General features: G+C 74.9%; 29 protein-coding genes. 12 read left to right on the top strand and 17 right to left on the bottom strand.

Annotated elements, in window-relative coordinates; translation table 11 throughout:
- Positions 1-10: 10 nt before the first annotated feature.
- The 5 genes from KOV94_RS21135 (at position 11) to KOV94_RS02320 (ending at position 5,061) form a co-directional block, all read left to right on the top strand.
- Positions 11-823 carry a siderophore-interacting protein gene (locus KOV94_RS21135; RefSeq protein WP_218051111.1) on the top strand — a complete coding sequence of 271 codons (813 nt, stop codon included), beginning with the start codon at positions 11-13 and terminating at the stop codon, positions 821-823.
- A 172-nt stretch (positions 824-995) separates the two neighbouring features.
- On the top strand, positions 996-2,096 hold the full coding sequence (locus KOV94_RS02335) for a hypothetical protein (RefSeq protein WP_218051110.1): 1,101 nt from the start codon (positions 996-998) through the stop codon (positions 2,094-2,096).
- A gap of 134 nt (positions 2,097-2,230) precedes the next feature.
- A complete protein-coding gene (locus KOV94_RS02330) occupies positions 2,231-3,340 on the top strand; it encodes a DNA glycosylase AlkZ-like family protein (RefSeq protein WP_218051109.1) in 1,110 nt (369 codons plus the stop codon).
- Positions 3,341-3,389: 49 nt separating this feature from the next.
- Positions 3,390-3,725 (top strand): YnfA family protein, encoded by a 336-nt coding sequence (locus tag KOV94_RS02325; protein ID WP_124344030.1) that lies wholly within the window; start codon positions 3,390-3,392, stop codon positions 3,723-3,725.
- Between the two features lie 193 nt (positions 3,726-3,918).
- A complete protein-coding gene (locus tag KOV94_RS02320; RefSeq protein ID WP_308160318.1) occupies positions 3,919-5,061 on the top strand; it encodes a GNAT family N-acetyltransferase in 1,143 nt (380 codons plus the stop codon).
- 56 nt (positions 5,062-5,117) lie between these two features.
- Here the strand turns inward: KOV94_RS02320 and KOV94_RS02315 are convergent, their stop codons facing one another.
- The 3 genes from KOV94_RS02315 to KOV94_RS02305 all read right to left on the bottom strand — a co-directional run bounded on the left by KOV94_RS02315 (position 5,118) and on the right by KOV94_RS02305 (position 7,509).
- Positions 5,118-5,744, bottom strand: a complete 627-nt coding sequence (locus tag KOV94_RS02315) for a class I SAM-dependent methyltransferase (RefSeq protein ID WP_124343518.1) — start codon at positions 5,742-5,744, stop codon at positions 5,118-5,120.
- A gap of 204 nt (positions 5,745-5,948) precedes the next feature.
- A complete protein-coding gene (locus tag KOV94_RS02310) occupies positions 5,949-6,428 on the bottom strand; it encodes a GNAT family N-acetyltransferase (protein ID WP_124343519.1) in 480 nt (159 codons plus the stop codon).
- 289 nt (positions 6,429-6,717) lie between these two features.
- Positions 6,718-7,509 (bottom strand): RNA polymerase subunit sigma-70, encoded by a 792-nt coding sequence (locus KOV94_RS02305; RefSeq protein WP_218051108.1) that lies wholly within the window; start codon positions 7,507-7,509, stop codon positions 6,718-6,720.
- 85 nt (positions 7,510-7,594) lie between these two features.
- Between KOV94_RS02305 and KOV94_RS02300 the strand changes: the two genes are divergently transcribed.
- Positions 7,595-8,008: a nuclear transport factor 2 family protein gene (locus tag KOV94_RS02300; protein ID WP_218051107.1), complete on the top strand. Its 414-nt coding sequence runs from the start codon at positions 7,595-7,597 to the stop codon at positions 8,006-8,008.
- On the top strand, positions 7,990-9,030 hold the full coding sequence (locus KOV94_RS02295) for a hypothetical protein (RefSeq protein WP_218051106.1): 1,041 nt from the start codon (positions 7,990-7,992) through the stop codon (positions 9,028-9,030). The genes KOV94_RS02300 and KOV94_RS02295 overlap by 19 nt, the downstream gene beginning before the upstream one ends.
- Before the next feature lie 682 nt (positions 9,031-9,712).
- On the opposite strand, the gene KOV94_RS02290 is transcribed toward KOV94_RS02295, so the two are convergent.
- The 5 genes from KOV94_RS02290 to KOV94_RS02270 form a co-directional block, all read right to left on the bottom strand.
- Entirely contained in the window at positions 9,713-10,936 is a 1,224-nt protein-coding gene (locus tag KOV94_RS02290; protein WP_225915909.1) for an IS30 family transposase, read from the bottom strand.
- A gap of 191 nt (positions 10,937-11,127) precedes the next feature.
- Positions 11,128-11,580: an HNH endonuclease gene (locus tag KOV94_RS02285; protein ID WP_124343516.1), complete on the bottom strand. Its 453-nt coding sequence runs from the start codon at positions 11,578-11,580 to the stop codon at positions 11,128-11,130.
- Positions 11,581-11,662: 82 nt separating this feature from the next.
- A complete protein-coding gene (locus KOV94_RS02280) occupies positions 11,663-11,893 on the bottom strand; it encodes a hypothetical protein (protein WP_218051105.1) in 231 nt (76 codons plus the stop codon).
- 89 nt (positions 11,894-11,982) lie between these two features.
- A complete protein-coding gene (locus tag KOV94_RS02275; protein ID WP_160142905.1) occupies positions 11,983-12,129 on the bottom strand; it encodes a hypothetical protein in 147 nt (48 codons plus the stop codon).
- Positions 12,130-12,273: 144 nt separating this feature from the next.
- Positions 12,274-13,026, bottom strand: coding sequence for a DinB family protein (locus tag KOV94_RS02270; protein WP_218051104.1), 753 nt, complete (start codon positions 13,024-13,026; stop codon positions 12,274-12,276).
- Positions 13,027-13,136: 110 nt separating this feature from the next.
- On the opposite strand from KOV94_RS02270, the gene KOV94_RS02265 reads away from it, so the two are divergent.
- Positions 13,137-13,475 carry a DUF488 domain-containing protein gene (locus KOV94_RS02265; protein ID WP_124343513.1) on the top strand — a complete coding sequence of 113 codons (339 nt, stop codon included), beginning with the start codon at positions 13,137-13,139 and terminating at the stop codon, positions 13,473-13,475.
- A gap of 40 nt (positions 13,476-13,515) precedes the next feature.
- Here the strand turns inward: KOV94_RS02265 and KOV94_RS02260 are convergent, their stop codons facing one another.
- The 5 genes from KOV94_RS02260 to KOV94_RS02240 all read right to left on the bottom strand — a co-directional run bounded on the left by KOV94_RS02260 (position 13,516) and on the right by KOV94_RS02240 (position 18,711).
- The gene (locus KOV94_RS02260; protein ID WP_218051103.1) at positions 13,516-15,393 is read right to left on the bottom strand and encodes an NAD+ synthase; all 1,878 of its coding nucleotides are present in this window, start codon (positions 15,391-15,393) and stop codon (positions 13,516-13,518) included.
- Positions 15,390-16,184, bottom strand: a complete 795-nt coding sequence (locus tag KOV94_RS02255) for an NUDIX hydrolase (RefSeq protein ID WP_218051102.1) — start codon at positions 16,182-16,184, stop codon at positions 15,390-15,392. The genes KOV94_RS02260 and KOV94_RS02255 overlap by 4 nt, the downstream gene beginning before the upstream one ends.
- Positions 16,181-16,783 (bottom strand): isochorismatase family protein, encoded by a 603-nt coding sequence (locus KOV94_RS02250; protein ID WP_218051101.1) that lies wholly within the window; start codon positions 16,781-16,783, stop codon positions 16,181-16,183. The genes KOV94_RS02255 and KOV94_RS02250 overlap by 4 nt, the downstream gene beginning before the upstream one ends.
- 106 nt (positions 16,784-16,889) lie before the next feature.
- Positions 16,890-18,233 carry a nicotinate phosphoribosyltransferase gene (locus KOV94_RS02245; protein WP_124344240.1) on the bottom strand — a complete coding sequence of 448 codons (1,344 nt, stop codon included), beginning with the start codon at positions 18,231-18,233 and terminating at the stop codon, positions 16,890-16,892.
- A 103-nt stretch (positions 18,234-18,336) separates the two neighbouring features.
- Positions 18,337-18,711 (bottom strand): ArsR/SmtB family transcription factor, encoded by a 375-nt coding sequence (locus tag KOV94_RS02240; protein ID WP_162352934.1) that lies wholly within the window; start codon positions 18,709-18,711, stop codon positions 18,337-18,339.
- 107 nt (positions 18,712-18,818) lie between these two features.
- Between KOV94_RS02240 and arsM the strand changes: the two genes are divergently transcribed.
- Complete coding sequence (arsM, locus tag KOV94_RS02235) at positions 18,819-19,568, top strand: arsenite methyltransferase (protein WP_218051100.1); 750 nt, start codon at positions 18,819-18,821, stop codon at positions 19,566-19,568.
- A 1-nt stretch (position 19,569) separates the two neighbouring features.
- Complete coding sequence (locus KOV94_RS02230; RefSeq protein WP_124344237.1) at positions 19,570-19,797, top strand: hypothetical protein; 228 nt, start codon at positions 19,570-19,572, stop codon at positions 19,795-19,797.
- A 14-nt stretch (positions 19,798-19,811) separates the two neighbouring features.
- Here KOV94_RS02230 and KOV94_RS02225 read toward each other — a convergent pair whose 3' ends face one another.
- A complete protein-coding gene (locus KOV94_RS02225; RefSeq protein ID WP_200829810.1) occupies positions 19,812-20,234 on the bottom strand; it encodes an arsenate reductase ArsC in 423 nt (140 codons plus the stop codon).
- Between the two features lie 86 nt (positions 20,235-20,320).
- On the opposite strand from KOV94_RS02225, the gene KOV94_RS02220 reads away from it, so the two are divergent.
- Entirely contained in the window at positions 20,321-20,992 is a 672-nt protein-coding gene (locus tag KOV94_RS02220) for an arsenate reductase/protein-tyrosine-phosphatase family protein (RefSeq protein WP_218051099.1), read from the top strand.
- 30 nt (positions 20,993-21,022) lie between these two features.
- On the opposite strand, the gene KOV94_RS02215 is transcribed toward KOV94_RS02220, so the two are convergent.
- Positions 21,023-21,637 (bottom strand): dihydrofolate reductase family protein, encoded by a 615-nt coding sequence (locus KOV94_RS02215; RefSeq protein ID WP_218051098.1) that lies wholly within the window; start codon positions 21,635-21,637, stop codon positions 21,023-21,025.
- A gap of 221 nt (positions 21,638-21,858) precedes the next feature.
- Here KOV94_RS02215 and KOV94_RS02210 point away from each other — a divergent pair, with 221 nt between their 5' ends.
- Positions 21,859-22,275, top strand: a complete 417-nt coding sequence (locus KOV94_RS02210) for a hypothetical protein (protein ID WP_218051097.1) — start codon at positions 21,859-21,861, stop codon at positions 22,273-22,275.
- 4 nt (positions 22,276-22,279) lie between these two features.
- Here KOV94_RS02210 and KOV94_RS02205 read toward each other — a convergent pair whose 3' ends face one another.
- Entirely contained in the window at positions 22,280-22,966 is a 687-nt protein-coding gene (locus tag KOV94_RS02205; protein WP_218051096.1) for a helix-turn-helix transcriptional regulator, read from the bottom strand.
- A gap of 97 nt (positions 22,967-23,063) precedes the next feature.
- Positions 23,064-23,252: a hypothetical protein gene (locus tag KOV94_RS02200; protein WP_124344232.1), complete on the bottom strand. Its 189-nt coding sequence runs from the start codon at positions 23,250-23,252 to the stop codon at positions 23,064-23,066.
- Positions 23,253-23,464: the final 212 nt, after the last annotated feature.

Below are 23,464 nucleotides of genomic sequence, written 5' to 3'. Positions count from 1 at the left end.
GGAGCTCACCGTGCCCCAGATCGCCGTCACCCACGCCCCGAGCGGCCTCGTGCACGCGTCCGTCGTGCGCGCCGAGCGCGTCACGCCGCACATGGTCCGCGTGACCCTGGGCGGCGAGGACCTGCGCCGGTTCGAGTACCGCGGCTTCGACCAGTGGGTCCGGCTCGCCGTCCCCGTGCGCGACGACACCCGGTTCGACAACATGTCCGACCGGTTCGACACCCGCGCCTACCTGCGCTTCCTCACGCTGCCCAAGGCCACCCGGCCGGTGATCCGCAGCTACACGATCCGCGACCACCGCCCCGACGGACCCGACGGCACGCCCGAGGTCGACATCGACTTCGTGTGCCACGGGCCCGTCGGCGTCGGCGGCCCGTGGGCCGAGGCCGTGCAGCCCGGCGTCGACGTCGCGTTCATCGACCAGGGCTGCGGGTGGGTGCACGTGCCCGCCGACCGCGTCCTGCTCGTCGCCGACGAGAGCGGCCTGCCCGCGATCGCCGGCATCCTGCGCGACCTCCCGCGCGACACCGTCGGCGACGCGTTCGTCGAGCTCATCGACGCCGCCGACGCCCAGCCCGTCGACGCCCCCGACGGCGTGACCGTCCACTGGCTCCCCCGGACCGGCGGCGAGCCGGTCGGCGACCTCGCCCTCGCCGCGCTGCGCGCGCTCCCGTGGCCCGACGGCACCGTCGCCGCCTTCGCCGTCGGCGAGTCCCGGCTCGCGACCGGCACCCGCCGGTTCCTCGTCAACGAGCGCGGCCTCCCCAAGACGCACGTCACGTTCTGCGGCTACTGGAAGGCCGGCACGCGCGCCCCGTCCTGAGCCCGCTCCCGGTCGGGACGCGGGTCGCCCGCCTCGCGACGCCGCGCCCGGACGCGACCGGGCGCGGCGCCCGCCCGGTCGTCGACGCCCGTCGGATCACCGTTCACCTGACGGGGGGACGTGAGATCGGGTTCGGCCGTCCGGCGTCCCGCCCGCTGCTAGCGTCGCGCAAATGCTGTCGAAGCGGACACTGCTGCCTGCGCTCGTCGCGGGCTTCCTCTCCCTCGCCCTCTGGCTGGGGGCTGCCGTGGTGCACGCGCTGCTCGTGCGTGCGGGGGTGCCCGCCGGGGTCGTCGGCTTCGTCGCACCGGCCACGTCCGGCCTCTCGCTGGTGCAGTACGGCGTCCTCGAGCCGTGGCACGTGGCCGCCGCCGTGGCGCTGGTCGTCGCGGTGGCCGCGCTCGCGCTCCCCGGTGCCGGCGCCACGCGCACCGGCTTCGCGCCGCGCGTGCTCGCCGTCTGGTTCGCTGCGGCCGTCGGCGGCGTCGTCGCGGTGCTCGTCTCGTCGGTCACGATCCTGTCCCCGGTGCTCCAGCACGAGGGCCTCGTCCCGACGCTGCGCGTCGCGGTGCTCGACCCGGTCCGGGTCGGCGCCGCCTGGGGCGCGACCTCCGGCTGGGTCGTCGGGCTCGCGACCGTCGCGCTCGCGCGGCGGCTCGAGCGGGCGACCGGTGACGCGGCGCACGAGCCCACCCCCACGCGGGCGTCCGGGGCGCTGCGCGCCGCGGTCGTCGTCGGCGCCGTCTCCGGCCTCGGGTGGGCGGTCGCCGCCGGGGTGCACGGGTGGGTCGACCGCACCGTCGCCGAGCACGTCACGACCGCGCGCTCCGAGCTCGCGGCCACCGTCTCCACGGTCGCCGACTGGCTCGCGCCCGTGACGACCGCCGCCGACGCGTCGCCCGGGGCGCTGCTCGTGTGCGGGGCGCTCGTCGGCACGATCGCCGGCGCGCTCACGTACGTCGCGGTCCGGACCACCACGCTGCCCGACGGGCGGCTCGTCCTCCTCCTGGCCGTGTGGCTGTCGTGCGTCGTCGCGGCGCTCGTCGGCGCGATCCCGACCGTGCTCGTCGGCCTGGGCCTGGACCCCGTCGGCGACGGCCGCTCGTACGTGCAGCAGATGCTGCTCTACGGCCCGACCGACGGCGGCGCCGCGGGACTGCTGTACGGGTGGGTCCCGGCGCTGCTCGCCCTGCTCGTCGTCGGTCGCGCGACCGCACGGCGGCCGGCGGACCCGCCGAGCGTCCCGGACCGGGCGGTCGACATCACCGTCTGACCCCGACGCGGGACGCGGTCGGCCAGGGCGTCGTCGGCCACCGTCGCCGGCCACCACGTCGTCGACGCCGACCGCCCCGCCATCCGAACCCCCGCCCACGCCGTGTGTCGGAGGTGCGTCGTAGCGTCGGTGCGGTGCACCACCTGTCCCGCGCTGATGCCCGCCGCGTCGCGGTCCGCGCGCAGCTGCTGACCGCGCCGCGGCCGACCGACATGCGCACCGTCGTGCGCGGGCTCACGATGCTCCAGGTCGACCACACCAAGGCCGTCGCGCCGAGTGCCGACCTCGTGCTCTGGAGCCGGATCGGGTCGCGGTACGACCCCGACGAGCTCGCGGACGCGGTCGACGACCAGACGCTCGTCGACGTGCAGGGCATGATCCGCCCGGCCGAGGACCTCGCGCTCTACACCGCGGAGATGGCCGCGTGGCCCGGACCGGACGCCAAGGCGTGGGCGCACTCCCAGGCCCGCTGGCTGCGCGACAACGCGGCGTGCCGCCAGGACATCCTCGACGCGCTGCGCAGTGACGGGCCGCTCACCGCGCGCGACCTGCCCGACACGACCGTCCGCCCCTGGCGGTCGAGCGGCTGGAACCGGGACCGCAACGTCCCGATGATGCTCGAGCTCATGGTGCAGGCGGGCGAGGTCGCCGCCGCGGGTCGGCGCGGGCGCGACCGGCTCTGGGACCTGGCCGAGCGCATCTACCCCGACGACCCGCCCGTGCCCGTCGACGAGGCCCGGCGGCGCCGTGACGAGCGGCGGCTGCACGCGCTCGGCATCGCGCGCGCCCGCGGGCCGGAGTGCCCGGTCGAGCCGGTCGACGTCGGATCGGCCGGGGAGGCGGCCGTCGTCGACGGGGTGCGCGGCGAGTGGCGCGTCGACCCGTCCCTGCTCGACGCGCCGTTCGAGGGCCGCGCCGCGCTCCTGTCGCCGTTCGACCGGCTGATCCAGGACCGCAAGCGCATGGCCGAGCTCTTCGAGTTCGACTACGCGCTCGAGATGTACAAGCCCGCCGCCGCCCGGCGCTGGGGCTACTACGCGCTGCCCGTGCTGCACGGCGACCGGCTGGTCGGCAAGGTCGACGCGACCGCCGACCACGCCGCCGGCGTCCTTCAGGTCCACGCGGTCCACGAGGACGGCCCGTGGCGCCCCGCCGTGCGGGCCGACGTCGCCGACGAGCTCGAGGACCTCGCCCGCTGGCTGGGCCTCGACCTGCACCTCGGGGCGCGCACGCACGTGTCGTGACCTGCTCGACCTCCGGTCCGCCGGCCGGTGCGACTGCCAGACTGCGCGCGTGACGGTCCTGAGGTCTCTCGTCCTGTTCGTCGCCGCCGCAGTCGCCGAGATCGGCGGCGCGTGGCTCGTCTGGCAGGGCGTGCGCGAGCACCGCGGCTGGGTGTGGATCGGCGCCGGCGTGATGGCGCTCGGCGTGTACGGGTTCGTCGCGACGCTGCAGCCCGACGCGCACTTCGGGCGGATCCTCGCCGCGTACGGCGGCGTGTTCGTCGCCGGGTCGCTGCTGTGGGGGATGCTCGTCGACGGCTTCCGGCCCGACCGCTACGACGTGGCCGGCGCGCTCGTCTGCCTGCTGGGCGTCGCGGTCATCATGTACGCCCCGCGCAGCGGCTGACCCGGTCGCGCGGCGGCTGACCGCGCCAGGCAGCGGACGACCCGCCACGGCGCCCACGCCCGCCCGCGCCGGTCGTCGCACGCCTGTCGGAGCGTCGCCCGCCCGCGCCGGTCGTCGCGCGCCTGCCGGAGCGTCGCCCGCCCGCGCCGGTCGTCGCACGCGTGCCGAGGCGTCGCCCGCCTATCGTCGTCGCGTGCTCGTGAGCCCCGTCCCCGCCCGGCCGACCGACGTCGACGACATCCACGCGCTGCGGCGTGCGCTCGAGGACTGGATGGCGGACCGCGGCGTCGACCAGTGGGCGCGCGGGTCGCTCCCCCGCGAGCGCGTCGCGACGCAGGTCGACGCGGGCGAGTGGTGGGTCCTGCGCGACGACGAGGGTGTCGCGGCGACGATCCGGCTGCTGTGGTCCGACCCGGACTTCTGGGGCGACGACCCGACGCCGGCCGTCTACGTGCACGGCCTCATGGTCGCCCGCCGCCGCTCGGGCGACGGCCTCGGGAGTGCGCTCCTCGACTGGGCGGCGGCCCGCGGCCGTGACGCCGGCGTCGGGCTGTTCCGCCTCGACTGCCGCACGAGCAACCCCGCGCTGCGCCGCTACTACGAGAGCCAGGGGTTCACCGCGGTCGGCGAGCGCGACTTCGGCACGCACCGCAACACGCTCCTCGAGCGGCCGCTGCGGCGCGGGACGATCGGGTTCCTGCACACGGCGGACGCGCACGTCCCGACGTTCGACGCGCTGACCGTGCAGGAGGGTCTGGTCGCGGTGCACGTCGTCGAGCCGCGCCTGCTGGACGACGTCGGACGCGTCGGACCCGACGACGCCGACGTGCGCCGCGGCACCCAGGAGGCCGTCGACGAGCTCGCCCGGCGGGGCGCGGACGTCGTGGTGTGCACGTGCTCGTCCCTGGGCCCGGTCGCCGACGGGCTCGTGACCGACGTGCCCGTGCTGCGCGTCGACCGTCCGATGGCGCGCGCGGCCGTCGCGTCCGGGCGCCGGGTCGGCGTGGTCGCGACCGTCGGGTCGACGCTCGGGCCGACGTGCGACCTGGTGCGCGACGAGGCGGAGAGGTCTGCGGGTCCCGGAGCCGCGACGACCGTCGTCCCGGTCCTCGTCGACGGGGCGTGGGACGCGTTCCGGAGCGGCGACGTCGCACGCCACGCGTCGCTGGTGGCCGCCGCGGTGCGCGATCTCGCCGCCGACGTCGACGTCGTCGTCCTCGCGCAGGCCAGCATGCACGCGGCCCGTCCGCTCCTCGACGACCTGCCGGTCCCGGTGCTGACGAGCCCGGCGACGGGCGTCGCGGCCGCGGCACGTCTGGTCGACCGCGCACGCTGAGCCGACTCCACACCCAGGGCGGCCGACCGTACCTCCCCCGAGGTCGGCGGGTCGGTTCAGTCGCGGCGCTTGCGACGCTCGCGGCGTGCCGCGACGCGCTCGACGAGACGGTAGCGCGACGCCTCGTGCTCGAGCGCGGCGAGCCCCGCCTCGGACAGCCGCACGAGAGGGCGCCGCCGGAACCGCTCGCCGTGCCGCCGCTCGACCGCCTCGAGCACGCGCTGACCTGCGCGGATCACCCCCGCCGACGACTCGACGTGGTCCGCCAGCAGCACGGCACCGTCGGGACGGACGACGCGGGCGAGCTCGCGCAGCACCGCGACCTCGTCGTCGACGCAGCACAGCGAGAACGTGCACACGACGGTGTCGAACGACGCGTCGGGCCACGGCAGCGCGGCCGCGTCGCCCTGCACGAGCTCGACGTCCGCACCCAGCGACCGCGCCCGGCGCCGGGCGAGGTCGAGCATCGCGGCGCTCTGGTCGACACCGACGAGGCTGTCGGCGTGCCCGACGAGGTGCGGCAGGTTCGCGCCGGTGCCGACACCGACGTCGAGCGTCCGCCCGTGGGCTCGTGCGCCGACCCACGCGCGCGCGTCGGCGAGCAGCCGCCGCTCCGCCCATGCGGTGACCCGGTCGTACGACGCCGCCTGCGCGTCCCAGTACGCGACGTGCTGCCCGGACATCGCCACCTCGCTCTCCCCCGTGCCGACGTCGCCAGGCAAACCCGCGCCGGCGGCGCCGTCAAGCGGAGGGCGGGTGAGGTCCGCGACGCCGACGCAGGGGACGCGCCGACGGCGGCCCGACACCGTGGCGTCCGGAGGCGCGACGGGTGGACTCCGGCCGCGGTGCCGGCAGGCGCCCGCCGGCGGGCCGCACGACGCGATGCGTCAGGCGTCGAGCCGGCGTTCGAGGAGCACGACGTCGCGCCAGCGTCCCGCGAGCGGTCCGGACGTCATGAGGCCGAGCCGTTCCCGCGTGCCGACGACGCGGAACCCGGCCGCGGCGTGCAGCGCGAGGCTCGCGGCGTTCTCGGGGAAGACGCCCGCCTGCACGGTCCACACGCCGTGCGCGGGCGCCTCGGCGAGCAGGCGCTCGAGCAGGGCCCGCCCGACGCCGCGCCCGTGCGCCGCCGGGTCCACGTAGACCGACACCTCGACGACGCCCGAGTACACGGCTCGCGTCGACACCCCGGAGACCGCGACCCACCCGAGCACCGTGCCGCCGTCGAGGGCGACCCAGCGCAGCCCGGCCCGCTTGCCCGCGTCGAACTCGTCCCAGGTCGGGACGTCGGTCGCGAACGTGGCCTGGCCCGTCGCGATCCCGGCCGCGTAGATCGCCGCGACCTGCGGCCAGTGCGCGGCGGTCATCGGGACGAGCACGTGCTCGGCGGGCCGCGCGGGCGGCGTCGGACGATCGGTCACGCCGGGATCCTGCCACCGGACGCGGCCCACCACCCGAGCGTCACGGCCGGGGGCACGGCGCGGCGAACCGTCCGGCCACACCGTCGTCGAGGAACCGTGTCGCGGACGCGACGCGGCCGCCGCGGGTCGTGACGACGTACACGCCCGCGGGTCGCACCGCGCCGGCGCCGTCCGCGAGCGTGCCGACGAGAGCGGGCCGCCCGTTCGCCGCGGTCTCCGTCAGGGTGAGCGTGCGTCAGGTGCGCCACCCGGCGGCCGCGCGCAGGAACGCCGCGACGGACTCCCGGCCCCGGTAGACGTGCGGCAGCGGCGGCATCGCGAGCCACGCGTCGTCGGTGAGCAGCGCGACGACCCCGTCGACGTCGCCGGCCTCGAGCGCGCGCGCGAACCGCCGCGCGACCGCGACGTCCACGTCACCGCCCGTGCGCGACGACGCGCGCGCCGCCACGAGCGACGCCCGCCCGCGCTGCCGCAGACCCTGGACGACGGTCGGCGTCACGTCGAGCATCGCGGCGCACTCGGCGACGTCGAACCCGAGCACGTCCGCCAGGACGACGGCCGCGACCTGCCGCGGCGGCAGCGCCTGCAGCGCCGCGACGAACGCGAGCTCGATCGACTCGGCGGCGTCCCACCGGGCGTCGGGGCCGTGCGCGACGGGGGCGGTCGGCAGCCACGCGTCGGGGTAGGGCTGGAGCGTCGTCAGGTCGTCGAGCGCGTCGGGCGGCGGGGCGTCGAAGGGCAGCGCGACCTCGGCGGGCCGTCGGCGACCGGTGCGCAGCACGTTGAGGCAGCGGTGGGTCGCGATCGTGTAGAGCCAGGTGCGGACCGACGCGCGTCCCGCGAACGCCGGCAGGCCACGCCACGCGGCGAGCAGCACGTCCTGGAGCGCGTCGTCGGCGTCGTCGAGCGAGCCGAGCATGCGGTAGCAGTGCACGTGCAGCTCGCGCAGGTGCGGACCGGTGAGCGCGGCGAACGCGTCCTCGTCGCCCGCCCGTGCCGCGTCCAGGGTCGTGCCGACCGGCTCCATGACACCGGACCGTACGAGACCGTTCCGACAGACGTCCTCCCGGTGTCGGTACGAGTGCCAGTCCCGACCACGAGGAGGACCCACCATGACCGGACACGCCCTGCAGACCGCCCTCGACTACCACCGCGCGTGGAGCCGCCACGACGTCGACGCCGCGATGGCGCTCGTCGCCGACGACGTCGTCTGCGACGCCCCCGGCGGGCCCGTGACCGGCATCGACGCGTTCCGCGCGTTCATGGGCCCGTTCGCGACGTCGACGACCCGCACGGAGATCCTCGGCGCGTTCGGCGACGACGACACGGCCGTCGTGCTCTACGACACCGACTCGACCCTCGTCCGGCACGCGCCGGGCGCCGAGTGGGTGCGCGTCGCGGGTGGGCGCATCACGCACATGACGATGGCAGTCTCAACCGGTCAACGCACCACGGTGCCCGTCGCGCCTGGACGCAGGTGGTGGAGTCGTCGCGAGGGAGGCCGTAGGTGGCAGAGGATGCCCTAGTGACGCTCATACACACCTACCGGGTCACGCAGTACGACCCCGCGGACCGCGACGCCTCGGGTGCCTATGTCGGTAGCGTCGATTCAGCCAGCGACGAGGGTCCGCTCGAAGCCGCCTACCTTGACGCGGTCGAGGCGTTCGCGCGTGAGCTCGGCGTCACCCAGCTCGAGGTGCGCGACCCGTTCATGCCAGACCCTAGCGACCGCGAGAGGTATCGGTTGCCCCTAGGTGACCCGGACTTTCCCGATGCGGACCTCCTCAACGTCTTCGGACCGGACCACACTGCATTCTTCGACGGTGCAGTCGTCGACATCCCCGGGACGCGTCTCCTGGTGCGCGGGATGCTACGCAACGACTGGGAGATCGCGCCGTGGTGGTGCCTTCTCGAGTCAACTGACATGACGGTGCACGTCGGCCACGACGTGTACATGTACATCACGACCAGCAGGCCATGCCCCCGAGCAGAGGCCGCGACTGCCGCCGCAGGCCTATTCCCAGAGCATTCGGAAGGGACGATCTCCCCGTACATGCCCGACGAAGCGGAGGAGGAGCACCTACGGTCTTTGCACACGCCAATCGACGACGCGTTCTGGACGCGCATCGATGTCCTCGTGCGCGAGCACGGCGCGGTCCTGCTGGAAGAGCACGCGGCTTGGACCCGTTGGCACCGAGTCACGGCTGAGGATCCTCGCCCCGCGCTTCGTCCCCGCTGCCGGGTCTGGGTCTGGCCCGACCTCACGACCGACGTGGGTGCTGCGCTGGCGCACCTGGAGGTGAACGATCCCGACGACATCCACGGGATGATCATCTGGCAAGGGGCCAGTGGCCAGGTGCGATGCGAGAGCATCTCCTCCGATGACGCCGAGTCAGTGCGCGCGGCAGTCGAAGGGGCGACGCGCGCATCGTGGCATTCGGAACGCCTCGGCGACCTGCGCCCGATGATTGAGGCGGTCATGCCAGACAACGACGGTGTGATCCGCGCCCGCTGGGAACCCCTTGAGTCGGCACATAGCACCGACTGAGGCGCTCCGCCCGACCGAGTACACCGCGGGATCCGCCTCGGCATCCCAGCCCAGAAGGCTGGGCACCACTGTTGTCGAGTGGTGACAAACGACCAGGGCTGATGGTTGAGCCCACCATGGTGGGCTCAACGAATCAACGCACCGTTCGGCACGTCAGCCTAGTGACGATCGAGCCCCTCTTGAGGCGGACGACCGCCACCGTGGGGGCTCGCCTCAGGCGTATTGGGGATGTCCGGTCGGTCCTGGTCGAACAGCCACTGCCGACGGGCCAAACGCTCGACGTCCTCTGGCGACGGCCGTCGCTTACCGATCGCCTTCTCGTGTTTTCGGCGAGCCGCAATGGCGGCCTGGTATTGGAGGCGGCTCTCCCGCGACTTCTCGAGCTCGTCGAGTGCGGCGAGCAGTTGGTGCTCACTCCAGATGAACCGCGGCGCGCTCCAGGGGAGCCTTCGCCGGGGCCGGGCGACCCCTGCGATCTGGCGCAGGTGCTGCGCCGTCCCATGGAAGCCCATAGGCGCGTGATGGTTCGCCAGCAAGGAGTGCAAGGCATTGACCCTCTGAGCGAGGGGACGGCTGGCATCGCGGACACGTCGCGCCGTCACGGCCCAGCTCACGGAACAAACGTACCTGCGCCGTGCCCGAGAGCCCTTCTCCTACCTGACGCCGCCGGGTCAGGGGTCGTCTAGCTCGACAGCGGTCCGAGCGAGGCCGTCCCGACGATGTCGACGGCGCGGTGCATCTCGTCCAGAGATGTTGGATCGAAGTCCGCCGATGAGCGTGTTCGAAGCAGATGCAGGTAACGCTCACTCGCGCTGTCCCAGTTGAGAACGCGGCGCGGTCGAGCGTTTATGCGTGCGGCGATGTCGTCCAGGTCGCGTTGGGTCAGCGTCCGCAGGTCGGCGCTCTTGCCTAGGTACTGGCGCAGCAGGCGGTTCGTGTTCTCGTTCGTGCCGCGCTGCCACGGGCTGCGCGCGTCGCAGAAGTAGACCGGCGTCCCGCTGCGGGCGGTCAGTTCCTGGTGCTCGGCCATCTCGCGGCCTCGGTCCCAGGTCAGCGACAACCGCATCCAGCGCGGGATCTGCTCGAGCTCCGCCGCGAGCCGGGCCCTCACCGCGTCGGCCTTCAGACCGTCAGGCAGCCGCACCAAACGCAAGTAGCGGGTCTGTCGCTCGACAAGGGTGGCCACCGCGCTGGGCCGACGACCCATGACCAGGTCACCCTCCCAGTGCCCGGCCACGGTGCGAGCGGCGACTTCTGGCGGACGCGAGTGGATCGAAGTCATGTTCTTCAGCCGGCCCCGCCCATCGGGCCGGCGCACCATCCGCGGTCGACGCATCGTGCGACCCGTGCGCAGGTGCCGAGCCGCACGCTCCCCGAGCTCGCGGCGCGCGGCGACGTACACGCTGCGGTAAATCGTCTCGTGGCTGACCCGCATCTCCGGGTCCGCGTACGTGCGGGTCAGCCACGCGGTGATCTGCTGCGGCGACCAGTCCAGCTCCAACCGGCCGCGCACCACCTCGGCCAGCGCGACGTTCATGGCGAACTTGGTCGCCTTCGGTCGGCGCAACCTTGCTAGTGCGGCAGCCTCGGCATCCACCGCGCGGTACGCGGACCGCCCGCCGTTGCGAGCTACCTCCCGCGAGACCGTCGATGCCGGCCGACCCAACCCGGAGGCGATCTGCCGGCACGACAGTCCCGCTGCCAGACCCCGCGAGATGGCCTCCCGCTCCTGCACGCTCAGGCGCCTCGGATCACGGCGCCTCGCCGGTGGTCGCACTCCGCCATGAGCAGCCAGCAGGCGCCGCACGACGTCCCGCTGGCTGCCCGTGGCCTGCGCGATCGCGCGCAGCGACTCACCCGCACGCCACCCTGCCCAAATCCGGTCCTCAACCGCTCCCACCAGCATCAGCGTCCACGACCTCCCGCTCGCGATCCTGCCGCGGTGCGTTGATCGGTTGAGCCCACCATCGTCTTCGACCGGCTGCCGTTCAACCAGGCGCGGGCCGCGGCCAGCTGACCCGCCTCGACGACGGCTCACGCGGACGGCCCGGTGCGCACGACGACGGACCGCCCTCCTCGCCGGAGAGCGGTCCGTCGTCAGAGGTCGAGGAGCTCGGCGTGGCTCGGCACCCGCGGCGCGTACCGGAGTCGCATGCCGGCCTCGTCGGGCGTCCGGTCGCGCTTGCGGTTGTTGCACCGACCGCAGCACGCGACCGTGTTGAGCCACGTGTTCGGGTCGGCGGTCCGCGACCGCGGCATCACGTGGTCGACGGTGGCCGCACCGCGCGTCCCGCAGTAGGCGCAGACGTGGTCGTCCCGCCGCAGCACGCCGGCCCGCGACCACGGGGGTGCGCCGGTCCGGTGCCGCCAGCGCATGTGCACGTACCGGACCAGCCGCAGGACCGCGGGCAGCGGGTACTGCCCGAACCGCTTGCCCGCGACCGCCTCCTCGACGACCGCGACCCGCCGGTGCAGCATCCGCACCGCGTGCTGCAGGCTCACCCGGTGCAGGGGCTCGTAGCCCGCGTTCAGGACCAGGACTCCGGACACCGGGGTCACCTCCTCTCTCGTGGTCGCTCGGACCGGTCGTCGTGCTGGGTCGGGTCGTGTCGGTGGTGCGGGCTCGGGGCGCTTACTCGGTGACCTCGACGACCGTCGCCCAGTCGGCGTGCGCGTCGCACCAGACGCGGTCGCCGAGCGTCGCGAGCGGGTCGCGCACCGCGTGCGGCTCGCAGTCGACCCGGACCCGTCGCAGCGGGTTGCGGGCGGCCGTGCGGGCGAGGCGCCGGGCGGCGCGACGGGCGTCGGCGTCGGAGATCGGCGCGTGGGTGGCGGTCAGGGACTGGTTGACGATGCGGACCATGGCGGTCTCCTTCCAGGGGGCGCGGGTCGACGAACGACGACGGGCCGCTCCCGCGGAGGGGAACGGCCCGTCGTCGACGTGGGTGGACGTCAGGTCGACGAGGGGCGCAGGAGGCGACCGCGCTGCTCCGGGCGGCCGGTCGTGCGGTCGGTCGTGCGGTCGAGGGTGCGGTGCAGGACGAGCGCGTCGGACGCGCAGACGTCGCGTCCCGACCAGCGGTCGATGCGGTCGTGCACGGGCTCCTCCTTCCGCGGCTCGTCGTGGCCGTCACGTGTGGTCGCCGCGCGCGAGGTCACGCGCAGCGCCCCGGTACTGTGCGCGCCGCCGGGCGCTGCTGGCCAGCGCATTTTCCGCGCCCGGACGCCCCGACGCGTGCGCGTTCAGGCCGGCGACGACCCGATCGCGTCGAGGTCGCGGACCGCGAACCGGTGGTGCTCCCACTCCTCCTCGAGGATCACGTGGAGGCACGACAGGGTCGTCTCGGGGTACTCGGGCGCCCACGGGTGCGGGTGCTGCGCGGCGAGGTCGTCGGCGGTGACGGTCGCGAGGAAGTCGCGCACCAGGCGGACGCGGTCGGCGCGGGCCGCGAGCACCTCGTCGAACGTCGGCGTGGTCGTGCTGAACAGCGACAGGTCGAGCCCGTCGTCCTCCGCCTGCGGACCGGGCTGGCCGAGCGGGTGGAACGGCTGCGCCAGGCCGAGGACCGAGCGCCCGAGCCAGGCGTCGGTCGCGAGGACGAGGTGGCGCAGCGTCTGGGCGAACGACCACTCCCCCGCGACGGACACGTCCGGCGTCCCGTCCGGCATGGCGGCGACGCGCGCGAGCGTCGCGTCCCACGTGCGCTGCAGCACCGCCCACGCGTCGCGCAGCCCGTCCGGGTCGGCGGCGCGGCGGGTCGAGCGGCCGGGGAACCGGCGGTCGAGCTCGGCCTCGACGAACGGGATCACGTCGACGCCGTTGACGAGGAGCGCGTCACCGTCGGGCAGCCACGGCGCGTCGATCTCGACGCCCTCGACCTGCACGCCGCGCAGCACCGCGCCGGACAGGTCGGTCTCGATGAACCTCGCGCCGCGCAGGTCGGCGCCGCGGAACTCGGCCGCGCGGAGGTCGTCGGTCGGGCCGAACGTCGTCATGGCGTCTCCTCGTCGTCGAGCGTCGTGGGTCGCGCACCGTGCGGCAGGTCTCGCGGCCGGCCCGGCAGCGCCGATCCTCGCACCGGTCGCCCACACGGCACGATGGGCGTGTGAGCGTGCGCGTACGCCGGGTCCACGACGAGCGGTCCGACGACGACGGGCTGCGCGTCCTCGTCGACCGGCTGTGGCCGCGCGGCCTGACGAAGGAGCGCGCGGCGGTCGACGTGTGGCTCAAGGACGTCGCGCCGTCGACCGAGCTGCGGCGGTGGTTCCACCACGAGGAGGCGCTCTTCGACGAGTTCGCCCGCCGCTACCGCGCGGAGCTCGCGACCAACCCGGCGCTCGACCGGCTCCGGGACGTCGTCGCGACGCACGACGTCGTCACGCTCCTGTACGGCGCGAAGGACCCGGACCACAACCAGGCGACGGTGCTGCGCGACCTGCTCTGACGGCCCGGGACGACGGGCGCCCGGGCCCGGCGAGCGCCGGTCAGACGGAGCTGCGCGACGGCTCGGCGACCGGCGTCGGGACGTGCCGCCAGTGCGTGGCGAGCGGCATCCGGCGGTCGCGCCCGAACGCGACGCGGCTGACCTTGATCCGCAGCGGCACCTGGCGGCGCTTGAACTCGCTGCGGTCGACGAGCCCGAGGACGTGCCGGACCGTGGCGGTCGCGCCGGCGCGGTCGTGCCCGCGGGCGACGAGGTCGCCGACGAGGTCGTCGGGGCCCCTCCGGTCCTCGAGGAACGCGAGCAGCAGCGGGTCGAGCACGTCGTACGGGGGCAGCGAGTCGGAGTCCTGCTGGTCGGGTGCGAGCTCCGCCGACGGGGGCTTGGTGAGCGTCGACGCCGGGATCGGCGGCACCTCGCCGGACGCGACCGCACGCGCGTTGCGCCACGCGCACAGGCCGTAGACGCCGGGCACGAGCCGGCCGTCGGAGCCGACGACGTCGGTCTTGAGCAGGTCGCCGAGCGGGTTCGGCGCGGTGCCGCACGTGTCGCCGTAGAGCGTCGTGTAGCCGACCGCGCTCTCCGACCGGTTGCCCGTCGAGCAGACGAGCGCACCGGTCGCGTTGGCGATCGTCATGAGGGTCGTGCCGCGCAGCCGGGCCTGGAGGTTCTCCCACGCGACCGGGTCGGCGCCGGTCCCGGGGCCGCCGACGACGTCCGCCAGCGCCGTCCTGCGTTCGGCGTAGGCGTCGGCGATCGGGACGACGTCGAACCGGATGCCCAGGTTCGCGGCGAGCGCGGCGGCGTCGTCGACCGAGCCCGGCGACGAGTACGGGCCGGGCATGCCGACACCGCGCACGGCGTCCGGGCCGAGCGCGTCGACCGCGATCGTGGCCGCGAGCGCGGAGTCGACGCCGCCGGAGAGCCCGAGGACGACGCGTGGCAGGCCGACGCGCGTGCAGTAGTCGCGGACGCCGGTGACGAGCGCGGTCCAGACCTCGTCGTGCGGGTCGAGCGGCGGCGCGACGGTCGGTGCGGCGAGCGGCCGGCGCGCCCGGACGGTGCCGCGATCGACCCCGACGACGTCGCGCGTCGCGGGCCGTGCGGGGGCGACGGGCAGATCGACGACCAGCTGGTCGGGCGTGAACGCGGCGGCGCGGGCGAGCAGCCGCCCGTCGGCGTCGACGACGAGCGACCCGCCGTCGAACACGACCTCGTCCTGCCCGCCGGACGCGTTGACGTAGGCGACCGGGACACCGCCCGCGACGGCCGCGGCCCGCAGCACGGCGAGCCGTCGCGCGGGTTTGCCGACCTCGTACGGGCTCGCGTTGGTCACGAGCACCGCCTGGGCACCCGCGGCCGCGACCTCGGCGACGAGCGTCGGGTCCCACACGTCCTCGCACACGAGCAGCGCGACGGTGACCGGGCCGTCCGGCGTCGGGACCGCGAACAGCGCCTGGTCGCGGCGGCCCGCGCCGAAGTGGCGGGCGTCGTCGAACACCGAGTACGTCGGCAGGAGCGTCTTGGCGTGCGCGCCCTGGACGCGGCCGTCGGCGAGCACCACGGCGGCGTTGCGCAGGGGCCGGACGACCGCGTCGAGCGCCGACCCGAGGTCGCGCGCCCCGCCCGCGGCGGGCAGCCGGTCGGTCGGCAGCGGCGCGCCGGCGACCGTCACGACGCGGCCGGACGTGGCGGCGAGGTCGTCGACGGACCGCGCGGCGGCGTCGACGAACCCCGGCTCGGCGAGCAGGTCCTCGACGGGGTAGCCCGTCACGGACATCTCGGGGGTGAGCAGCACGTCCGCGTCGACCGACTCGGCCCACGCGGCGGCGGCGCGGATCGCGGCGCGGTTGCCGGCGAGGTCGCCGACGCGGACGGGCAGCTGGGCGAGCGCGACCCGCAGGGTCGCCGGGCTGGTCATCGGGGTCCTCCGGTGGTCGCGGTGGTCTTCGCGCGGGCACCGTCGGGGCGCAGCATGGGCGGCTGCAGCGCGGCGGTGCCGGTGGGGCGGTACACGGCGGCGCGACGGCCGCCGGTCGGCCGCGGGTCGGTGCCCGGGTCCTTGGTCGCGAGCGAGCCCGTCTCGGCCTTGCGGCGGAAGTTGCCGGGGTCCAGCCGGACGCCCCACACCGTCTCGTAGACGTGCCGGAGCTCGGACAGCGTGAACGGCGTCTCGACGAACGCGGTCGCGAGCGTCGTGTACTCGAGCTTCGCGGCGACGCGGTCGACCGCGTCGGTGAGGATCTGCGCGTGGTCGAAGGCCAGGTCGGGCGCGTCGGTCGGGTCGCCCGTGAGCGTCAGGCCGGGCAGGAACAGGTCGTCGACGTCCCACCAGTGCGCGGCGGCCGCGTCGGACCCGGCCCGCGGGTCGGGCAGGTTCGGCGCGAACGCCACGTGCGCGACGGACACGACCCGCATACGGGGGTCGCGCGCGGGCGCCGAGTAGGTCGCGAGCTGCTCGAGGTGCCCGTCGAACCGCTCGAGCCCCGTCTCCTCGGCGAGCTCGCGCCACGCGGCCGTCGTCGCGTCCTCGTCGATGCCGACGAACCCGCCCGGCAGCGCCCACGCGCCCGCGTACGGGTCGTCGGCCCGCTGGACGAGCAGGACCTTCAGGTGGCCGTCGCGGATCGTGAAGATCGCCAGGTCGACCGTCACCGCGAACGGCGGGTAGTCGCTCGCGTCGTACCCGTCCGGAGCCTTCGCCGCGCTCACCGCGACTCCTCGAGCCGCACGCCGCGCCCGGTCAGCTCGGTCAGGGCCTTGATCGCGGTCGGCGCCGACACCGCGGCCGTCAGGTCCGTCAGCACCGTGACGACCGTCGCGGCGCGGCGGCGGGCGTCGATCGCGGTCGACGCGACGCAGAAGTCCGTCGCGATCCCGACGACGTCGACGTGCGCGACGTTCCGCGCGAGGAGCAGGTCGGCCAGCCGCCCGAGCCCGTCCGGGGCGTCGACCACGCGGCCCTGGAAGCCCGAGTAGTCCTGCCGCGACTCGCCCTTGACGACGTGCACGGTCCGCTCCGGGAGCACGAGGTTCGGGTGGTACTCGGCGCCCGACGTGCCCGCGACGCAGTGCACGGGCCACGTCGTCACGTAGTCGGGCGCCTCGCCGTCGGCGGCGAAGTGGCCGTCGTTCGTGTCCGGCAGCGGTGCGTGCCAGTCGCGCGTCGCGACGACCGTGTCGTACTCGGCGCCGTGCCGCTTGACGTAGTCGGTGATCCGGGCGGCGGCCTCGGCCCCGCCCGCGACGGCGAGCGCGCCGCCCTCGCAGAAGTCGTTCTGGACGTCGACGACGATGAGGGCGCTCTTCATGCTGCGGTCCTTCCCAGGAGCGGCGTCGCGGTGCGGCGCCCGGTGGCCCGCCCGCGCGGGTGGCGCGCGACGGTGGTGGAGGTGCGGGTGGGGACGGGGCGCGGGGTCATGCGGCGCTCCCGGCGAGGTCGGCGGCGGCTGCCGCGACGAGGCGCGGGCTCCCGTCGGCGAGGTCGAGGTCGGCGGGCAGCAGCTCGGCCTTGGCGCCGCGGTGGTGCGCGCGGACCTCGTCGAGCGTCGGGGCGTGCACGACGTGCCCGTCGCGGATCACGGCGACCTGCAGCGCGCGGCCGGGGACGTCGGTCGCGGGTCCGACGACGACCGTCTCGCGGACCGCGCGGCCCCGGGCGTCGAGCTCGCGGTGGGCCGTCTTGCGACCGCCGGTGCTCGCCTTGCCGGCCGCCGTCTTCGCGACGGGACGCAGCGGGGCGTCGGCGCCGGGCCGGTCGGCGACCGCGACGAGCTTGTAGACCATGCCCGCCGTCGGGTGGCCCGACCCGCCGACGAGTCGCGTCCCGGCGCCGTAGACGTCGACGGGGACGTCGGCGAGGGCGTCGATCGTGTGCTCGTCGAGGTCCGACGTCACCGCGATCCGGGTGCTCGTCGCGCCGAGCGCGTCGAGCCGTGCGCGGGCGGCGCGGGCCTCGGCGGCCAGGTCCCCGGAGTCGATCCGGACGGCGCCGAGCGCGGGTCCGGCGACGGCGACGGCGTTCTCGATGCCGGTGGCCGTGTCGTAGGTGTCGACGAGGAGCGTGGTCCCGGTGCCGAGCGCGGCGACCTGCGACGCGAACGCGGCGCGCTCGTCGGTGTGCGCGAGCGTGAAGGCGTGCGCCGCGGTCCCCCGCGTCGGGACGCCGTACCGGAAGCCGGCCTCGAGGTTGCTGGTCGCGTCGAACCCCGCGACGTACGCGGCCCGGGCTGCGGCGACCGCCGACGCCTCGCCGGTGCGGCGGCTGCCCATCTCCAGGAGCGTCCGGCCGCGCGCCGCCGTCACCATGCGGGCCGCCGCCGACGCGACCGCCGAGTCGTGGTTGAGGACCGACAGGACGAGCGTCTCCAGGACGACGCACTCGGCGAACGTGCCGGTCACGGTGAGGACCGGGCTGCCGGGGAAGCAGATCTCGCCCTCGCGGTACGCGTCGACCTGGCCCGTGAAGCGGTAGTCGCGCAGGTAGGCGGCGGTGCGCGCGTCGGCGATCCCCTGCTCCTCGAGCCACGCGACCTGGGCGTCGGTGAAGCGGAACGCCTGGATCGCCTCGACGAGCCGGCCCAGCCCGGCGACGACGCCGTAGCGGCGACCGGCGGGGAGTCGGCGCGCGAAGGCCTCGAAGACGGCCTGGTGGTGGGCGGTGCCGTCGGCCAGCGCGGCCCGGAGCATCGTGAGCTCGTAGTGGTCGGTCAGCAGAGCGGTGCTCGGGAGGGTGTCAGTGCCGCCGTCGCTTCGAGTCATGTTGACACTATGCGTCGTCCCGAGGTCTGCGCGCAACCAGATCGAGTCAGATTGACTCGATCGGACGACGGCGCCAGCCGCGCGCCACGTCCGGACGCCCCCGTTAGCCCTCCGCGTGGACCGTCAGATGGGCGCCGAGGTGCTGCGTCACGGCATCGACCGCGCCGGGCACGATCGTGAAGTAGGCCCACACCCCGCGCTTCTCCCGGGTGACGAGCCCGGCCTCCGTCAGCTGCTTGAGGTGGTGCGACACCGTCGGCTGGCTCAGCCCGACGGGCTCGATGAGGTCACACACGCACGCCTCCCCGCCCTCGTGGGCCGCGATGAGCGAGAGGAGCCGGAGGCGGGTGGGATCCGCCATCGCCTTGAGCGTGCGGGCGAGCTGCGTCGCGTCGTCCGCACTGATGGTCGGTGCCGCGGCGGGCGTGCAGCACGCGGCGGGCTCGGAGACGACGGGCAGCAGATCCATGGCAGCCATGCGACGAGTCTATGACTGGAAATCGATGGTTGTCGATATTGACAGTGATCGATGCATGGGTGCAGGGTCGGAGCACATCGACGTTCATCGATATGAGGAGGTGCGGGATGTCCGACGTCCGCGAGCAGGTCCGGGAGAAGTACGCCGAGGCGGCGCGTCAGGTCGGCGGCGACGCCGGCTGTTGCGGCGGAGGGGGCGGCTGCGGGCCGAGCGACGAGTCGCAGACGTTCGGCGCCGCGCTCTACGACCCGTCCGAGCTGACCGGCATCCCCGTCGAGGCGCAGCTCGTCTCGCTCGGGTGCGGCAACCCGACGGCCGTCGCCGAGCTCCGGGAGGGCGAGCGCGTGCTCGACCTCGGCAGCGGCGGGGGCATCGACGTCCTGCTGTCCGCGAAGCGCGTCGGACCGACCGGCTTCGCGCACGGCGTCGACATGACCGAGGAGATGCTGGCCCTCGCGCGCGCCAACGCCGAGCGGGCCGGCGCGACCAACGTCGCCTTCCACCAGGGCACCATCGAGGACCTGCCGCTCGACGACGCGTCCGTCGACGTCGTCATCTCGAACTGCGTCGTGAACCTCTCCCCCGACAAGCCCGCCGTCCTGGGCGAGGTCTTCCGCGTGCTCGTCCCCGGCGGCCGAGTCGGCATCTCCGACGTCGTCGCCGAGGACGACCTCACGCCCGAGCAGCGCGCCGAGCGCGGCTCCTACGTCGGCTGCATCGCCGGCGCGCTGTCGCGGCAGGAGTACCTCGACGGGCTCGCCACCGCCGGGTTCGTCGACACCGCCGTCACCTTCACCCACCGGGTCGCGGACGGCATGCACGGCGCGATCGTCCACGCACGCAAGCCGGAGGCCTGACATGCACCCCGAGCTGTTCCTCACGCTCCACCAGCAGCAGCAGCGCGAGCTCGACCGCGCGCTCGCCGTCGCCCTGCTCGTCCGCGAGCGCACCACGCCCGAGCCTCACCTCCGGTGGTCGCGGGTCGGCACGCGCGCCGCCGACGCCGGCCGGAGGATGGTGCTCGCCGCACGGCAGCGGCTCACCGTCAGCGCGGACCGCTCGCCCGCGGCCTGCTGCGCCGCCTGAGCCCCTGGGCTGCGCTACGAGGCGACGACGGGGACCCCGAGGGAGTCGAGCAGTCCGACGACGCGCCCACGGATCTCGTCGCGGATGGGCCGCACGGCCTCGATGCCCTGCCCGGCCGGGTCGTCGAGCACCCAGTCCTCGTAGCGCACGCCCGGGAAGTAGGGGCACGCGTCGCCGCAGCCCATGGTCACCACGACGTCGGACGCCTGCACCGCGTCGCTCGTGAGGACCTTGGGCTGCTCGGCGGCGATGTCGACGCCGACCTCGGCCATCGCCGCGACGGCGACGGGGTTCACCTGCGCGGCGGGCGCCGAACCGGCCGACCGGACCTCGACCGCGCCGGCCGACAGTGCCGAGAGGAACCCGGCGGCCATCTGCGAGCGCCCGGCGTTGTGGACGCACACGAACAGGACGCTGGGCTTGTCGGTCGCGGTCACGGCTGCTCCTCGAGGCGGCGGCGGGCCTGGCGGCTCCGGGGTGTCACATCTTGCTCGGCGGCGTTCAGTCAGTCAACATTGACTCAATGGACACTGAGTGGATAGCCGCGGTCGAGCGGCGCGCTGCGCTCCACGCGGCGCTCTCCGACCCCGGACGGCTCGCCGTCGTCGACCTGCTGTCGCAGGGCGACGCCTCACCGTCCGAGCTCGCGCTCGCGCTCGCCCTGCCCTCCAACCTGCTCGCCCATCACGTCAACGTCCTCGTCGAGCACGGCCTGGTCGAACGCACCCGGTCCGAGGGGGACCGCCGCCGCACCTACCTGCGCCTCCTGCCCTCCGAGCTCGGGCCGGTCACGACCGCGCTCCTGCGACCGCCCCGGGTGCTGTTCGTGTGCACCGCCAACTCCGCCCGCTCGCACCTCGCCGTCGCCGTCTGGCGGCGTACCAGCGACATCCCGGTGGCCTCCGGCGGCACGCACCCGGCCGGCGCGATCGCCCCGGGCGCCCTCGCGGCGGCCGCACGGCACGGCCTCGACCTGCGCGGTGCGGAACCGCGCACCGTGGACGCCGTCCGCCGCGACGACGACCTCGTCATCACCGTGTGCGACCGGGCGCACGAGGAGGTCGGGCTCCGCGCCGACGTGCACTGGTCCCTCCCGGATCCCGTGCGCGACGGCTCCTCGGACGCGTTCGACCGCACGGTGCACGAGCTCGACCGCCGCATCGGCGCGCTCGCACCGCGGCTCGTCGTCGCCTGAGGCGCGGTCAGGACCGGTCGGGCGACCGGCTCACCCGTCGACGGTCATGTCGCCCGTCGCCGGGTCCTCGCCCGTCGGCGCGTACCGGAGCTGGACGACGCCGTGGCTGCCGACCGCGGGCGGCTCGAGCAGACGCAGCCCCGAGGCCCGGACCCCGTCGGGGAACACCTTCTTGCCCTGGCCGAGCACGATCGGGTGGACCCACAGGGTCAGCACGTCGAACAACCGCTCCGCGAGCAGCGTCTGGACGAGGTCGACGCTGCCGATGACGTGCGTGCTCTCGTGCCGGTCGCGCAGCGCGCGCACCTCGGCGGCGAGGTCGGGGCCGAGCAGCGTCGAGCGGTCCCAGGTCAGCTCCGGCGTCCCGCGGCTCGCGACGTACTTCGGCACCGCGTTGAGCCGGCGACCGATCGTGTCCGCGTGCTGCGGCCAGTACGCGGCGAAGATGTCGTACGTCCGACGGCCGAGCAGCAGCCCGTCCATGCCCTCGATCCCGGCGGTCACCTCGCGGCCGACCATGTCGTCGGGCAGCGGCGCCTGCCAGCCGCCGAACGGGAAGCCGCCCGACGTGTCCTCCTCGGGCCCGCCCGGCGCCTGGGCGACGCCGTCGAGCGTGACGAACAGGTCGATGTGCAGGCGGCCCACGGTTCCTCCTCGAACGGTCCTGGTCCCGGCGACCATTCGAGCGCAGCGGCGGGCGACCGTCCACCCCCGGTGCACGGCCGGTCGCGGGTTGCCGTGGCCGGGTGTCGGGTCTAGCGTCAACAGACATCTCTTTTAGAACGCTCCGTGCGCTCTCCCCCCGGCGTCCCGCAGCGGGCGCCCGCGTCCACGACGCCCACCACCACCGGTCCCAGGAGGACCGCATGTCCCGACACCGACTCGTCCGGACCGCGACCATCGCCGCGATCACCGCCCTCACCACCGCGCTCGCCGGCGCCACCTCGGCCGGCGCCGCCACGGACACGACGCCGCCCGGCACCCCGCTCTACGGGTACGCCGGCGGGTTCCAGTGCCTGATGCTCATCGTCGGAGTCCCGAAGGTCACCGACGACGTCACGCCGCAGGACCAGATCCGGTACCGCGTGCTCGCGAACGGCGTCGACATCGGCGCCCTCGAGGACAAGGGCTCGAGCGGGATGTGGGCGATCCTGCACCTGCGGCAGCCCGGCCCCAACGCGGTGCGCGTCCAGGCCGTCGACCTCGCGGGCAACCGTTCGACCAGCCGCGCCGCGACCGTCACGGGGTACTACACGCCCGGCTGCACCCCGGGCCACCTCTGACCGCTCACGGCTGCCCGACGACGACGCAGCAGCGCCCCGCGCCGGGATCCAGCCGCGCCTCGAGCGCTCCGGGGCAGACCGCGTCGAGCACCCCCTCGACGAGGTCGCGGTTCATCACGCACACGACGTCGGGGAGGTCGGCCGCGAGCCGCTCGAACGGGCAGCTCGTCAGCAGGACCTCGCCGTCGGCGGTGCGCGGCTCGTACCCGTGCCGGGCCAGGACCCGCGCCACCGCCTCCTGGTCGGGCACGGCGGCGTCGACGTCGGCGTGCCCGACGAGGCGGCGCCCCACCTCGCGGGCCGTGGTCGCGAGCGCGTCCCCCACCGCCGTCCCGTCACGGCGGGCGGCCGCGATCGCCTCGGCCAGGACGCGACCGGCGAGGTCGTAGCGGCGCGCGGGCAGGCTCACCGCCACGTCACGCCCCGCCCGGCGGTACAGCTTCGTGGGGCGCCCCGCCCCCGGCCCGCCACGCCCGGGCGGGCGGCGGTACTCGACCTCCAGCAGTCCCGCGTCGAGCAGCTTGTCGAGGTGGAACTTCGCGACGTGGGTCGGGACGCCCACCCCGGCGGCGGCGGCCTCCCGGCTGACCGGCGCGCCCTGCGCGACGACGTAGCGGTAGAGGGTGCGGCGGACCGGCTCGCCGAGCGCGGCGAGCGCGGTCACGTCCGCGGCGAACGCGTCGTCCGACACCCGCCACCTCCCTCGCACCGGCGGCCTGCATGCGCCGCGCCGACTCTATCGTCGACGGAGATGTCCGTTGGAGCGCCCCCAGCTGCCGTGCGACGCGTCAGGTCGTGGTCGGCCCCTGCGCCGCCTTCCGACGCTCGTGCAGCAGGCTCGCGACCTGGCCGACGGCCCCCAGCGCCATGCCGAGCACCGTCCACCCGTTGCCCACGAGGGCGGCGACGACTCCGATCGCGACGAAGACGGCGACGAGGACCCATCGGGTGGAGGTCCGGACCGGCAGCAGCGGCATGACCGCGAGGGTACGGCGTCGTACCTGCTCACGTCCGGCAGACAACAGGTGCGTGCGTGGGCCGGCGGGCGCGAACACGGCGGACCCCCACGGACCGCCGCGCTCCGGACGGCCACCGGGCACGCGACGGCGTGACGTGCCTCGCGTCGCCTCAACGTCGTGACCCGGCGGCCGATGCGACCGGCGAACCCACCCCCTGCGCTGGAGCCCCA

Origin of the sequence: Cellulomonas algicola (assembly GCF_019024305.1) — a bacterium.
GTDB classification, from domain to species: domain Bacteria; phylum Actinomycetota; class Actinomycetes; order Actinomycetales; family Cellulomonadaceae; genus Cellulomonas; species Cellulomonas algicola.
This window is presented reverse-complemented; position numbering and strand designations above follow the sequence as displayed.